The organism is Vibrio algarum (genome assembly GCF_028204155.1).
GTDB lineage: Bacteria > Pseudomonadota > Gammaproteobacteria > Enterobacterales > Vibrionaceae > Vibrio > Vibrio algarum.
This window is the reverse complement of record NZ_JAQLOI010000003.1, coordinates 1,264,585-1,278,261: the sequence shown is the minus strand read 5'-3', so window position 1 is coordinate 1,278,261 and position 13,677 is coordinate 1,264,585. Positions and strand designations below refer to the sequence as shown.

The following is a 13,677-nucleotide window of genomic DNA, read 5'->3' as shown; positions in this document are numbered from 1 at the left end:
CGTATTAGCCCTTTTTTATTCCTAGCGTTATTATTTTAAGGATGGATTCTATGTTAGATAGAAACGTCGTATTCCCGTCCATTGTGATCCTTTTAAGCGCCATTGCGTTTTTCTTTATTGGTCAGTTTGACGAGCCTATGTACCAAGAAGCGAGCGTAGACGCTAAGTTCTTCCCCCGCGCTATCGTAATAGGCCAAATAATTCTTTGTATTGCCCTAATACTCCAACACAAAGCGAAATCTAAGCTAAACAGCTCCCAAGATACAACTCCGATCTTTTCAAAACTATCCATTTTTGGTCTTGGGTTTTTAGTCGGATACGCAGTACTTATGAGCTTCGTTGGATATTTAATTGCCAGCGTGATCGCGTTCATCAGCTATCTCGCTTATTTCAAGGTTAAAAAGCCCCTTTATTATTTTGTAGCCGTGAGCTTTGTATTCGGTATTTATTATCTTTTCGGCACTGTGTTCGTCATTGTATTGCCGGAAGGTTCTTTGTTCTAGGAGTGTCTCATGATTGAGCATCTATTAAATGGTTTACTCACCGCATTCAGTCCTGGTGTCCTTCCCGTTCTTATTTTTGGCGTACTAGGTGGCGTAATCTTAGGAGCACTGCCGGGCTTAACCGCAACAATGGGTGTGGCCATCTTGTTGCCGTTTACCTTTGGTATGGAACCAACGGCAGCACTTGTAATGCTAATTGGTGTTTATATCGGTGGTATATATGGTGGCTCTATTGCCGCAATACTATTAAAAACACCCGGCACCCCTGCCTCTGCAGCTACCGTGTTAGACGGTCATACATTAGCGGCACGAGGTGAAGCAGCCAGAGCTCTAAGTATATCGGCCGTTGCTTCTTTTGTTGGTGGCTTAATTAGTACCATCGTGCTTATCGCTATCGCACCCATGCTGGCTAAGTTTGCACTTAGATTTAATGCGCCTGAATATTTTGCTCTCGCTCTTTTTGGCTTAACAATTATTGCTAGTGTTTCTGGTCAAAACATTTTGAAAGGATTATTAGCAGGTAGTATCGGTCTATTGATTTCAACCGTTGGTCTTGACCCTATAAGCAGTGTACCAAGGTTCACTTTTGATGTTATGGACCTATACAGTGGTATAAACGTTATTCCAGTTTTAATTGGTCTATTCGCTATCTCTGAAGCGCTAAGCCAACTGGAAAAACTCCTCAGCGATAAAAATGTTGCACCACCTAAATTCAGCCGGAAATTGCTCAGTAAAAAAGACTTAAAAGAAATGATGCCGACCGCCATCAAAAGTGGCTTACTAGGAACCAGCATTGGCTCTGTTCCTGGTGCAGGTGCGGATATCTCAGCGTTTGTTTGTTATAACGAGGCAAAGCGTTCTTCTAAAAACCCTTCTGAATTTGGTAAAGGTTCGGTACGCGGTTTAGCCGCTGCAGAAGCAGGTAACAACGGCGTTACTGGTGGTTCTCTCGTGCCTTTGCTTACTCTAGGTGTACCTGGTGATGCAGTCGCCGCGGTTCTACTTGGTGCTCTGATTGTTCAAGGCTTAACCCCTGGTCCACTGTTGTTTAGCCAAAACCCAGAAATTGTGTATGGTATTTTTAGCTCTATGCTCGTTGCTAACATTGTTATGTTGTTGGTTGGCTTATTGGGCATTCGGTTCTTCTGCCGTATTATCGAAGTACCAAAGATGCTAATGATCCCAATCATTATTTTCTTATCTATCGTTGGCGCTTACGCGATAAATAATTCAATGTTTGATATTGGTATTGCGATTAGTTTTGGTTTGTTAGGTTTTGTGTTAGGAAAATTAGAGATTCCTTCCTCCCCTATTTTGTTGGCTATTATTCTTGGTCCAATGGCGGAAACTAACTTAAGGAAGGCCTTGCTTATGTATGAAGGCAGTTGGTCATTCTTATACGACAGACCTATTGCGCTTGCGTTCATTCTGCTGGCCATATTCTCTGTTTATTCAACAATGCGCTTGAAAAAGAAACAAGCCAAGCTCTCCCAATAAACTTTACAGAAAAGCTAAAACGGCTCATCCAAATTTTTGGGTGAGCCGTTTTTCGTTGTAAGTTCGTTTTAAACGGTTGCTGTATATTAAAAATGGTTATTTATTCACAATAACCATAGTATTGAATTACGGGCAAAACCGCTTATTAACAAGTTGTCGCTTTCTTAATCCACGACTTTTCAAATGGAATCAATGATGATATCTCCTATTGCGATCAGATTAACCCAAGGATCTGATTTAAAAAAGTCCATTGCACAACTAATGGTTCAACATGGTATTCAAGCAGGTACAATCGCTTCATGTGTGGGCAGTTTGTCTTCTGTTAACCTTCGTTTAGCGGGAGCACAAAATAATTTGCAACTAAAAGAGTCACTAGAAATTGTATCGGTGATGGGAACGTTAACGCCTGAACATCAACATATCCATGTCTCAGTTTCAGATAGCGCAGGACGTGTCATCGGTGGGCACTTATTAGAAGGAAGTATTATCGACACGACAGGAGAGCTAATACTTCATCACTACTTACCCCTTAAGTTCTCACGAGAATTCGATAGTGCCACAGGTTTTACTGAACTGATTATAAATGCTGATATCAAGTCAAATTAAAGAGGAACCAGATCCAAATAGACGATGAAACGCGGATACTTTCTACTGTTCAATATCTAGTAGACATTTTTGACAAAGGAAGTCGCGAATGCGGGGAGTATCTATACAAGGAGGCTATTTAGCAAACCGAATGTTACTAATTCTCGGTGGCTAATATAAGGAACATTCAGGCAAAAAAAAGCCGAGCTAGCATAGCTCGGCTTAACGTACTTAATGACAATTAAACGAGTGCGAATGCACCATTCCATTCAAATGTCTCACCAGCAAACGAAACGCTTTGCTTCGCTGCTTGATGTTCTTCTGCTAGATTTGAAATCGCATAGCGATAAACGTTTCCAGTTGTGGTTTTTATACTCACTACTGTTGCCGCTTCGTTGTGACCAAGCACTTCAACCGATTCAACTAGTCCACGTGCACCAATAGATGCTTCAATAGATTCATTAAAGTAACCATGCGTTTCTAGTACCGATGCAAACACGTGGTTTTGACCACTCTGACGATGAATCAAAGCTGGCTCACTACGCAGGTTAAAGTCATGATCTTTTGCGCCAGTGCGGGCAAATATCAGTTCAGCTTTGTCACAACCAGACGTGACAAGTGAATAATAACTGTCGCCCTGTAGCCATGTGATAAGAGATCCCGCCTCTACATTTCCTTTACCCACATTCCACAAATGCTCGTAGCCATTGTCTTGACCAAGTGCTTTTAGTTTAGGTTCAACTTGGTATTCAAAATCGGTACGGATAATTTGACCATTGTAATGAACCGGTAAGTCATACTGATGTTCTTTATCTGCAACTATTCGATAAACGTCAATTACCAACGGTTTTTCAAACTCTGGTAATTCAGCTAGCAAAACACTGCGCTGCATATCAATGCCTTCGTAGTATTCTGAGATAGAACCACTCATACCTTGAAGAGATTGATTGTCAGTGACAAAGAAATGCTTCTGACCAAAACGCGATTCAGCCGTTGCCGTATCAAAATTATTTTGTGTTTTCTGGTCTACTGTAACGGTGTTGTGAGCGACCGTTTGCTTACAGTAAGATTTATTTTCCGGAATATAACGACCACCGAATTTTGGTTCTACATTTACCCAGCGACCAAAACCGTAATCATTTAAAACTTCCTGACCGCGATTAAATACGCTTAGATGCAAACCATCGTAGTGACCATGGTCAAGCGCTGAGTGATATTGGTGATCACTACCGTGCTGACCAAACCAAAGTAACGCCATGGTGTCATCATCTTTTTCATCACGATGACGAAGGATAGTCACACCACCCTTTTCACCTTCAGGCCCATCTGTTAGGAACAAGCTGCCCCAGCTAAATGGCTTAATCTCGGTTGCGTTAGCAACTGAGTTAGATAACGTTTGACCACATGCATGTACCCATACGTCTTGCTGATGATTCGCCATGCTTTGTAGCGTGTCACTCTGCTCGTAACGTTGGAAACAAACACTTGTAGCAATAATCACACCTTCATCATTGATACTGATAGTCTTAGATGAATCATTTAGCGCTGGTAATGTACCATCAGGGAACGCTGTCGCCATAACAGAATAAGTTGTCGTTTTGATAACCGAGTCATTGTAATGATAGATATCAAGATCTGGTTGACGGCGTTCAATTGCTTCTGCAAATAAGAATATAGGACGTAAAGAAAAACGATGGTAATACGGTCCTTCCATGTAATAGCCATCTGGCGAGAATAATTGGTCTAGTTGAGCTAAGAAGCCACCACTAACTTTATCCATTTTCAAGCCATATAATGCTTTGTCGACAGCAGATTGATCATTAATGGCATAGCCACAAATACCTACCGCAGCAACAGCCCACAAACCATGATTATGTACAATGTCGAAATCGTGCGCATAAGTCACAACGAACATATCAATCATCTGCTTGAAAAGATCATCTTCAATCTGACGTTTATTCGCTTCGCTTAATGTGTGGTAAACACAGCTATAGGCACAAGACGCATAAAGCATCCACATGTTTTCATTTAACGTTTGATGGAATAAGCGACCCGGAGGGTTACTATCTCGGCTAACATTACTTTCTAACGTTGGATACACAGTCGCATAGGCCGTAAGCATATCTACGATATAGTCACGATACTTCTCGTCTTTTGTAATTAGAAATAAACGACCTGCTAAATCCATATGGATATAGTTTTGTTTATGGCGATTGTGTTCGTAACCACCAGCTTCACCATGCCCAGGAACCTCAATGCCCACTTCTTCAATGTAAGATTTAACAAGCGCAATATCGCGAGTTAGTGCTTTGCCAAGTAGTGTCTCTTTTCCGAGATCTTTACTTAGTTCAGCCGCTTCGTCAAAGCTCATTAATAAAGGTTGGTAGCTCATTATAGTGTCTCCTGCTCAACAGCAAAGTAGCCAGACCAGCTGTAAGTCTTATCTTTTATTGTAACGTTATGGGTAGCGTTTTCATCAGCACCTTGTTCATTGCTTACAAGTACGATGATTCGTGTCTTTTCAGTCAGGACTTCAACAACTGAGCCTTCGTCATTAAATCCAATGACATTGATACTTTGTACCTTGCCTCTAGCGTCAACAGACTGTTCGAACTCTTCATTGAAGTAACCGTGCGTTTCTAAAACAGAAGCAAACAACGTCGACTCCCCTTTTGAACGTAGAATAAAGCTTGGTTCACTTCTTAAGTTGAAGCTAGGGTCATTAGCACCGCTACGCGTAAATATCACTTCATCGCTGTCATTTGAACTAGCACCAAGCCATGTGTAGTAGTTGTTGCCTTGCAACCAACTTACCAAAGCCGTGTTTTCGACAGTACCACGAGCAACATCCCACAAGTGATCATAGCCATGCTTATCGCCTAATGTCTCAAGTTCTTCAGCGCTAGTGTATTCGAAGTTAGTACGGACAATTTGACCTTCATATTGCTGCGCTAGATCATATTGGTGTTCGCCTTCAGCGTTAATACGGTATAGGTCGATAAGTAGTGGCGCTTCTAACTCATCAGTTTGTAGCATGAATACGCTACGTTGCATTTCAGTATTATCATAGTGGTCATTTGCGAATGCACTCATTCCCTTAAGAACAGCATTATCCGCACTAAAGAAATGAGGCTTACCATGTACATTGTCGGCGCGCTCAACATCAAAATAATTTTGACACGTCTCATCCATGGTTACGGCATTGTGAGCAATAGTTTGACGAGCATACGATTTGTTTTCATCTAGATAACGACCACCAAATTTAGGCTCAACATTTACCCAACGACCGAAGCCATACTCACGCAGAACTTCTTGACCACGGTTAAAATAGGTAATACCTAGAGTATCAAAATGCCCGTGTCCCATACCATGCTGGCCATAATTCATAACCAGTTGGAACACATCTTTATTTTTATCCTGCATGCGGACAAAACCTTGTGCACCTTTGTCACCATTAGGACCTTCGTTTAGCTCTACGCTTGGCCAGAAAGGCATGCCTACATTTTCAGCTTTTTCAAAAGCTCGTGACAGTTCTAAGCCACAAGAGTGCATCCATACTCGGTTTTGGATCTTCGCCATACCGATAAGGTTGTCATCTAGACCGTAATGTTTTGCATATTGGCTCACTGCAACTTGAACACCCATATCGGTAATGCCCATTGTACGTGATGCATCGTTAAGTGCAGGGAAATCGCCATTTGGATATGCTGTTGAAAGCAACGCTTGTACAGTATTACCAATAACACCATCTTTGTAGTTAAAGATGTCTAATTCTGGCATATGACGGTTTAGCACTTCTGCAAATACACAGGTAGGACGTATCGCATAGCGATGATAATACGGCCCTTCCATATAGTATCCAGAAGGAGCAAACAGTTGTGAAATTTGCGCTAAAAAGCCACCCGTTCCATCGTTATCTAACCCAAATACCGACTTCTCTAAGTACTCTTTCCTACCAACGGCTAAACCACATATACCTACTGCAGCAACAGCCCAAATACCATGATTATGGATACGGTCAAAATCGTGTGCATATTTAACAGTGAACATTTCTAACATTGGATCAAAAATGCGATCAATGAAACGTTGACGCTGTTCTTCACTAAGTGTTGACGCAACACAAGAATAAGCGAGACTCGTATACATTAACCATACATGTTCGTTCAATATCTGATGAAATAAACGCCCAGTCGGGTTTGTGTTTTTCTGCACGTGATAATCAAACGTTAGGTATTTATCAGCGTATTGCTCTAATAATTCAGTAACAAAATCTGCGTATTTCTTCTCTTCTGTGATTAAGAAAAGGCGTCCCGCTAGGTTCATATAAGTGTAGTTTTGCTTATGGCGGTTATGTTCGTAACCTCCGGCTTCCCCATGGCCCGGAACATCATAGCCAAGCTGCATAAACGCTTCGAGATCATCGACATGCGCAGATATGGTTCTACCCATTAAGCTATCGCGGCCTACTTCTTTACGTAATTCAACTATTTCTGCTTCATCAAGCAATATGGGTTGGGTAATGGCGTTCATTATTATCCTCTATTGGTTCCGGCCGGCACTCAGTAACAGAACATACTTTTTTGTATGAGTACTTAAACCTACAATTTCTATCAATCTTTGGGCATAAAGTAATACAATAACGCTTAAATGTCTCAATATTCTTGCAAAAAAATGAGGTTAATCACACTAATATCACGCATTTAGCGGATGAATAATGACTTATTTACACATAATTGAATTTTTAAGTGATTGATAAATAGATATATTAATACATTTTCGAGACAAAGTTCACAAATATGGCAGTTATTTGTATGACAATATGCCTTTTGCGAAGTATGATATTGGCTATAGATATTGAACATAGTTTACGTATTTCTTAGGAGTGTTAAGTATGAACCCTTTTTTTAAAATTGCAGAAAATGAGTGGGAAGAACTGGGCGGCGGGATCAAGAGAAAAATAATTGGTTACACTGATGATTTGATGGCTGTTCACCTAAACTTTGATAAAGGTGCAATTGGCGCTCCCCATGCTCATGACATTCATGATCAAATTGGTTATGTTGTTGCTGGTAGCTTCGAAGCAGAAGTTGATGGCAAAAAATGTGTTTTGACAGCAGGTGATGCGTATATCGCTCCAAAACATTTTGTTCATGGTGCAGTTGCGCTTGAAGACAACAGTATTCTTCTTGACGTGTTTTCTCCTTTACGCGAAGATTTTCTTAATATCAAATAGGGTTTTTTATGGCATCTCTTAACATTGCAGTTTTGGGTGAGTGCATGGTTGAGCTGCAACAACAACCAGAAAACATGCTCAAAAGGGCTTTCGGTGGTGATACTCTCAATACTGCTGTTTATTTATCTCGCTTAACCAAAAATCACGCTATTAATGTTAGCTACGTTACTGCATTAGGCAACGACCCTTTCAGCCAAGATATGGTTGATCAATGGAGTAGTGAAGGCATTGATACCAGTCTGATTTTGCGATTAGAAGACAAACAGCCAGGGCTCTATTACATCGAAACAGACGATACCGGTGAAAGATATTTCCATTATTGGAGAAATGACGCGGCGGCTAAATACCTTTTCGACCAAGACGAATCGAAAGCGCTACTCGATAAGTTACATAACTACAATGCCATTTACTTAAGTGGTATTACATTAGCTATACTTACCGATAACGGGCGTGAAGTGATGTTTCAGTTTTTGGACAGCTTCAGAGAGAGTGGCGGTAAAGTGATTTTTGATAATAATTATCGTCCTAAGCTGTGGAAAGACAAAGCAACGGCAGTAGAAAACTACATGGCAATGCTTCATAAAACAGATATAGCGCTTCTTACCTTTGATGATGACCAAGACCTTTATGGCGACACTGATCTCGATGAGTGTATCTTTAGAACGACCAATGCCGGCGTTAAAGAAATTGTCATTAAACGAGGTAGCAAAGAGTGTTTAGTAATAACTGACGATATAGCAGAATATGTTTCAGCCACAAAGGTATCCAATGTAGTTGATACAACCGCAGCTGGCGATTCTTTCAGCGGTGGATACCTAGCCCAACGATTTACCGGTGGCACTGCAATTAAATCTGCAGAAGTAGCGCATAAAATGGCAGGAACTGTCATTCAATATCCTGGCGCGATAATCCCAGCAGAGGCCATGCCCTCTATAGAATTAGACTAATTAGGTGAAAAAATGACAACGCTAAATGACCAACTTGCTGCACTAAAAGTAATCCCAGTAATTGCAATCAACAAAGCAGAAGACGCAATACCACTAGGCCGCGTACTAGTAGAAAACGGAATGCCATGTGCTGAAATTACATTCAGAACAGAATGTGCAGCTGAAGCAATCGCGTTAATGCGTAAAGAATTTCCTGAGATGTTGATTGGTGCAGGAACTATCTTAACTAACAAGCAAGTGGACGAAGCAGTAGAAGCAGGTGTTGATTTTATTGTTAGCCCAGGTTTCAACCCTAGTACTGTTCAGTACTGTTTAGATAAAGATATTGTTATCGTTCCTGGTGTAAATAACCCTAGTTTAGTTGAACAAGCTATGGAAATGGGATTACGAACTCTTAAGTTCTTCCCTGCTGAACCTTCTGGCGGTACGGGTATGCTTAAAGCATTAACTGCTGTTTATCCGGTTAAATTCATGCCTACTGGTGGCGTTAGCGTTGCCAATATCGATGAGTATCTGTCTATTCCATCTGTACTGGCTTGCGGTGGCACTTGGATGGTACCAACTAAACTCATTGACGAAGGTAAATGGGAAGAATTGGGTAAACTCATCGCTGACGCGGTAGAAAAAGTTAAATAAGTAATCAACTTGTAAAGATTAGCGTTTAATCTTTCGCATTTAGACATAAAGGTGCCTCTTTAGGCACCTTTTTCTGTTTCTACTGTAAATAACTGTAAAGCAACATAAAGATAAGTAAAGAACCTTTCATCGAACCGCCGGGCTATTATTATGCACGTATACAACATACCGTCCTGATGATTTACTAACTTTTGGTTGACACATTATGCTTAGATTCACGGCTTTACTTACACTACTATGGTTACCTTCCTTATTTATTGGCTACGAAAATTTCGGCAATTTCTTTTTTGGCGCTCTCAACTCACAACATATACTGGAGTACTTAGCATAGGCTACATGTGCCTTGCCGTAGTGCTTGCCGCTCGTTTTAGTTGGGTCGAATCTAAAGTAAAAGGTTTAGATAAAGGCTACGCTTTGCATAAGAATTTAGGTATAGCGGCAACGGTTACGCTGATCATGCATTGGCTCATCGTAAAGAGTGGCCCTTGGCTTGTAGAAGCACAATTAATTGCAAGACCCGATCGTGGAGCACGACCTGCATTGGAAGGTATTAATTGGCATGCAGTTGCAGAGCAAGTTGGTGACATCTCATTTAAAGTCTTTTTAATATTTAGCATAATCAGCCTCGTACAAGCCATCAGCTACAAAAAATTCAAATTCACACATAAACTCGGCGGCATACTTGTTCTGGCTGGCGTATTCCACTCGGTAATGTTGCTCAACTGGAACGTGGCTTCAATTCCTATGAATGTTGTCATTGTTGCTTTATCCATTATTGGCGTTTGCTGCTCAGTCATGTCACTAACTGGCAAAATCGGGAAAAGTAATAAAGTCGATGGCAAGGTTTCCGACGTTACTAAATTTAAAACTGCCGATAACAACAATTCTGTTGTTCGTTTCACTGTGCAACTTAACAAAGAAATTGACTATAAAGAGGGACAGTTTGCCTATCTTGATTTTCATGATGGAGAAGCTCCACATCCATTCTCGATTTTAGATTATGACAGAAATAACCAACTCATTTCATTCGGTGTTAAAGACCTGGGCGATTACACTCATCAGTTGGTAAACAGTTTAGACGAGAATCAAAAAGTAACCGTTGAAGGTAGTTATGGCCGTTTCCAAATGTCTGTTCAAGAGCATCAAGTTTGGGTCGGTGCAGGTATTGGTATTGTCCCTTTTATATCCCGAATCTACTGGTTAAAACGCCGAGCTGATAAAGCGCACCAAGCATTTCAGAAAATCGAGCTTTTCTACTGTGTAAATAGTAAGAAAGAAGCTTTTTTCGAAAATGAAATAATTAAGGTACTAGACCATCTCGATTTTATAGAACTTCACATTGTTGACGCAGAAAAAGGTGAGCTATTAAATGGAGAGCAGATCATCACTAAAATGGCAGGTAAGACTTATGATGTTAGCTTTTGTGGACCAAGCGAATTTGGCAAGAGCCTACAGAATCATTTGGCGTTAACTGGCCTACCTGAAGACAAGTTTCACAAGGAAATTTTCAAAATGCGGTAACTTTTTTAGTTCGGTATTTGTTCCATTATCACTCAACGTTTAGAGTGTACTTATTAACATGCATCCACTGCTTTTGGCGCGCTAGTTTAGCGCGCCTTTTTTTAGCTTCGCTTAGGTTGCTTATAAGTTTTACCCGCAGTTTGATATGTATCTTTGTGTTTAACATCAAACATAGCGAAAAAGAACCAAGCAACAAATCCGATAATATCCTCACCTTCATTCATCACATGCTCTACAAACTCTTCTTCTTCGCCAGATTCATTTTCCTGCACTGTCACATGATAAATGCGCTTTTCACCATCAATTTCTGCCAACGCAAACTGTCCAGACAATGATTGAGCTGCTTGTGCTATCTCTTCGTCTTCACTGTTTTTTAAGTATTCTAACGCTTGGGGTAAATTTTCTAGTTCACAAAGGTTGTTAACTAGGATCTCAAATTCATTTTGGAGCATATTCTGATCTCTATTTATCAATTTGCGATGATTGTAGGGGACAATGAAAAAAGAACCAACCTAGAGTCAGTTCTTTTTTAGAATTTGTTTCTGTTAAACAATGTTATTAATTGGTATTTAGCGCCAGTAATTGCTCACCTAATAACTCGTTGTACTTTGCAATTCTAGCTTTGAACTCACCCATCTCTTTCTTTGGGACTGAACTCGCCATCGGTATCTTGGCCGTCATGGCATTAACGGCTTTATTTCGAATCATAAATTCATAGTGTAGATGCGGCCCTGTTGAACGACCAGTGTTACCCGACAGGGCAATTTTTTGTCCTCTAGAAACAGACTGCCCTTTCTTCACTAATATTCTACTCAAATGCAAATAACGCGTTTTGTAGGTGTTGCCATGCTGAATCACTATATACTTGCCTGCATATGGATGATTCGTTGTTAAAACAACTTTACCATCGCCGGTTGAATAAATAGGCGTGCCAATAGGTGTTGCGAAATCAGTACCGTTATGTGGCGATACTCGACCGGTAACAGGGTGTTTTCGATTAGGGTTAAAGGATGACGATATTCGATAACGCTTACCCGTTGGGTACCTTTGGAATGCTCTTTGTAAGCTCTTGCCATCTTTATCATAGTACTGACCATCGGTATGTAAAAACGCAGTGACAGTCCGACCTCGATTATGAATTCGAATAGCTTGGACCTCTTTCTTTCCTGTTGCTTGATTATCTACATACTGTCTATTTTGAATTATTTCAAACTGATCTCCAGCTCGAAGGTCTCTTGCAAAATTAAGTTTATCTTTAAGTAACGTGTTTATCTGTTCAATTTCATTGTTCCCCACTCCCGCCTTATTCGCAGATTGTGAAAAACTCCCATGAATTTCACCAACGAAGGGTTCTAATTTCCACTCTCCTGGTAGAGAAATATCTTGAAACTGATAGCTATCATCGTCGTGTCTGGTATACAAAACCTTGTCTGCGCTATTAAATTGCAGAATCATTTTACTCAGGTGTTTTTCACCTTCTTCGGCCCAAAATAAAAGCTGATTGCCAGGTTGCAACGTGTCGAGCATCAGATAGTTAAGGTCAGCTTCCATCACTTTGAGTAAATCACTGTACGGAAAGCCTAATTGTTCGAAAATAGAGCTAAGGTTATCGCCTTTTTGAATGATGTAACTATATTCCGGTGCAGATTCAATTTGTTGAGGATCTGTTTTGCTCGACGCATTTTCGTATGTTGGCATTTCTTTCAATTGAATAGGGACAAATTGTCTATCTTCTTTCTTCGAGTCAACACTTAAACTTAATAACGTAATAAATGCAACCAATGGCAATGCAGTTGCTAGAAGCCTATTTTTTAAAGGCACTTCCGATGACACAATATAGCTTACAGGGGAGAATATTTTTCTAAACACAATAAATCCAATCGTTCTTTAGTGAGTACACTTAATCGATATTTCACTGATAGTGCAATACGAATGAGCTGCCATTCTTGGCAAACATTATAATACAGTAGCTGTGTAGTGAGCACCATTGAGCTAAAGTCATTTTTATGACAATTGATATAATATAACAATTGCCTCTATACACGCTAGTAACTTTACAATCGTCATGTATTGAATGAACATATAGAAAGACACAAAATACTGTTTTTATTTGAGATTTAATCACTATCGACTAAATTTTAACTATATACGTTAAAGGGATGAGTTATGACTGTTATTCGCACTGCATCTTGTTCATGTAACCTAGTCACTATTCGATGCAAAGGTGACCCCATAAGAACCTCGATTTGTCATTGTTTCGAATGCCAAAAAAGAACAGGCAGTGTCTTTGGCGTTCAAGCGCGTTACCTGGCTGAAAATACCATTATCGATGGTGATGTTATTTCCTATTCTCGAATTGCAGATTCTGGTAACCAAGTAACATACGATTTTTGCCCTCGTTGTGGTACTACCATGAGATTGAGGCTTACCAGTGCGCCTGAAGCGATAATCATTCCCTTAGGTCTGTTCAAAGAACAAGATTTTTCAACGCCTACCTTTTCGGTTTATGAAGAAAGGAAACGCGGCTGGATTAAATTCGATTGCGAAATGGATCATTTTATCTGAGATACATTCAAGTGCACACGTCGGCACCATCCACCTATACGATACAATTATCTATGTCAGGTTATCTATACAACCGTGTTCTCTGAATATAACCCACATTTAAGTGAATACTATTGCAATTAAAAGCAACAACCGTTAATCTTGCGCCACTCTGACTAAATAGGGATGTTTAGTGAATAACTATGCCAAG

Annotated in this window: 12 protein-coding genes; 8 read left to right on the top strand and 4 right to left on the bottom strand. The window is 40.3% G+C overall.

Going from position 1 to position 13,677, the window contains the following annotated elements; all coding sequences use genetic code 11:
- Positions 1-50 precede the first annotated feature (50 nt).
- The 3 genes from PGX00_RS21190 (at position 51) to PGX00_RS21180 (ending at position 2,606) form a co-directional block, all read left to right on the top strand.
- On the top strand, positions 51-503 hold the full coding sequence (locus PGX00_RS21190) for a tripartite tricarboxylate transporter TctB family protein (protein ID WP_272140302.1): 453 nt from the start codon (positions 51-53) through the stop codon (positions 501-503).
- Positions 504-512: 9 nt separating this feature from the next.
- Positions 513-2,000, top strand: a complete 1,488-nt coding sequence (locus tag PGX00_RS21185; protein ID WP_272140300.1) for a tripartite tricarboxylate transporter permease — start codon at positions 513-515, stop codon at positions 1,998-2,000.
- A gap of 192 nt (positions 2,001-2,192) precedes the next feature.
- On the top strand, positions 2,193-2,606 hold the full coding sequence (locus PGX00_RS21180; protein ID WP_272140298.1) for a PPC domain-containing DNA-binding protein: 414 nt from the start codon (positions 2,193-2,195) through the stop codon (positions 2,604-2,606).
- 220 nt (positions 2,607-2,826) lie between these two features.
- Here PGX00_RS21180 and PGX00_RS21175 read toward each other — a convergent pair whose 3' ends face one another.
- Together PGX00_RS21175 and PGX00_RS21170 are read right to left on the bottom strand one after the other, a co-directional pair.
- Positions 2,827-4,977 carry a heparinase II/III domain-containing protein gene (locus tag PGX00_RS21175; RefSeq protein WP_272140297.1) on the bottom strand — a complete coding sequence of 717 codons (2,151 nt, stop codon included), beginning with the start codon at positions 4,975-4,977 and terminating at the stop codon, positions 2,827-2,829.
- Positions 4,977-7,115, bottom strand: a complete 2,139-nt coding sequence (locus tag PGX00_RS21170; protein WP_272140295.1) for a heparinase II/III domain-containing protein — start codon at positions 7,113-7,115, stop codon at positions 4,977-4,979. Before PGX00_RS21170 ends, PGX00_RS21175 begins: the two co-directional genes overlap by 1 nt.
- Before the next feature lie 361 nt (positions 7,116-7,476).
- On the opposite strand from PGX00_RS21170, the gene PGX00_RS21165 reads away from it, so the two are divergent.
- The 4 genes from PGX00_RS21165 to PGX00_RS21150 all read left to right on the top strand — a co-directional run bounded on the left by PGX00_RS21165 (position 7,477) and on the right by PGX00_RS21150 (position 10,922).
- Positions 7,477-7,818, top strand: coding sequence for a cupin domain-containing protein (locus PGX00_RS21165; protein WP_272140293.1), 342 nt, complete (start codon positions 7,477-7,479; stop codon positions 7,816-7,818).
- A gap of 8 nt (positions 7,819-7,826) precedes the next feature.
- Positions 7,827-8,765, top strand: coding sequence for a 2-dehydro-3-deoxygluconokinase (gene kdgK, locus PGX00_RS21160; protein WP_272140291.1), 939 nt, complete (start codon positions 7,827-7,829; stop codon positions 8,763-8,765).
- A 12-nt stretch (positions 8,766-8,777) separates the two neighbouring features.
- Positions 8,778-9,401, top strand: coding sequence for a bifunctional 4-hydroxy-2-oxoglutarate aldolase/2-dehydro-3-deoxy-phosphogluconate aldolase (locus PGX00_RS21155; RefSeq protein ID WP_272140289.1), 624 nt, complete (start codon positions 8,778-8,780; stop codon positions 9,399-9,401).
- Between the two features lie 336 nt (positions 9,402-9,737).
- A complete protein-coding gene (locus tag PGX00_RS21150; protein WP_272140287.1) occupies positions 9,738-10,922 on the top strand; it encodes a ferredoxin reductase family protein in 1,185 nt (394 codons plus the stop codon).
- Between the two features lie 101 nt (positions 10,923-11,023).
- Here the strand turns inward: PGX00_RS21150 and PGX00_RS21145 are convergent, their stop codons facing one another.
- Together PGX00_RS21145 and mepM are read right to left on the bottom strand one after the other, a co-directional pair.
- The gene (locus tag PGX00_RS21145; RefSeq protein ID WP_272140285.1) at positions 11,024-11,374 is read right to left on the bottom strand and encodes a hypothetical protein; all 351 of its coding nucleotides are present in this window, start codon (positions 11,372-11,374) and stop codon (positions 11,024-11,026) included.
- A 106-nt stretch (positions 11,375-11,480) separates the two neighbouring features.
- Positions 11,481-12,791, bottom strand: a complete 1,311-nt coding sequence (gene mepM, locus PGX00_RS21140; RefSeq protein WP_407702404.1) for a murein DD-endopeptidase MepM — start codon at positions 12,789-12,791, stop codon at positions 11,481-11,483.
- A 297-nt stretch (positions 12,792-13,088) separates the two neighbouring features.
- Between mepM and PGX00_RS21135 the strand changes: the two genes are divergently transcribed.
- Entirely contained in the window at positions 13,089-13,487 is a 399-nt protein-coding gene (locus tag PGX00_RS21135) for a GFA family protein (RefSeq protein ID WP_272140283.1), read from the top strand.
- Positions 13,488-13,677: the final 190 nt, after the last annotated feature.

What these genes read in the sequence shown, in the direction of transcription:
- PGX00_RS21190 (WP_272140302.1), top strand. Translation starts at nt 51, where the DNA reads ATGTTAGATAGAAACGTCGTATTCCCGTCCATTGTGATCCTTTTAAGC.
- PGX00_RS21185 (WP_272140300.1), top strand. Translation starts at nt 513, where the DNA reads ATGATTGAGCATCTATTAAATGGTTTACTCACCGCATTCAGTCCTGGT.
- PGX00_RS21180 (WP_272140298.1), top strand. Translation starts at nt 2,193, where the DNA reads ATGATGATATCTCCTATTGCGATCAGATTAACCCAAGGATCTGATTTA.
- PGX00_RS21175 (WP_272140297.1), bottom strand. Translation starts at nt 4,977, where the DNA reads ATGAGCTACCAACCTTTATTAATGAGCTTTGACGAAGCGGCTGAACTA.
- PGX00_RS21170 (WP_272140295.1), bottom strand. Translation starts at nt 7,115, where the DNA reads ATGAACGCCATTACCCAACCCATATTGCTTGATGAAGCAGAAATAGTT.
- PGX00_RS21165 (WP_272140293.1), top strand. Translation starts at nt 7,477, where the DNA reads ATGAACCCTTTTTTTAAAATTGCAGAAAATGAGTGGGAAGAACTGGGC.
- kdgK (WP_272140291.1), top strand. Translation starts at nt 7,827, where the DNA reads ATGGCATCTCTTAACATTGCAGTTTTGGGTGAGTGCATGGTTGAGCTG.
- PGX00_RS21155 (WP_272140289.1), top strand. Translation starts at nt 8,778, where the DNA reads ATGACAACGCTAAATGACCAACTTGCTGCACTAAAAGTAATCCCAGTA.
- PGX00_RS21150 (WP_272140287.1), top strand. Translation starts at nt 9,738, where the DNA reads ATGTGCCTTGCCGTAGTGCTTGCCGCTCGTTTTAGTTGGGTCGAATCT.
- PGX00_RS21145 (WP_272140285.1), bottom strand. Translation starts at nt 11,374, where the DNA reads ATGCTCCAAAATGAATTTGAGATCCTAGTTAACAACCTTTGTGAACTA.
- PGX00_RS21135 (WP_272140283.1), top strand. Translation starts at nt 13,089, where the DNA reads ATGACTGTTATTCGCACTGCATCTTGTTCATGTAACCTAGTCACTATT.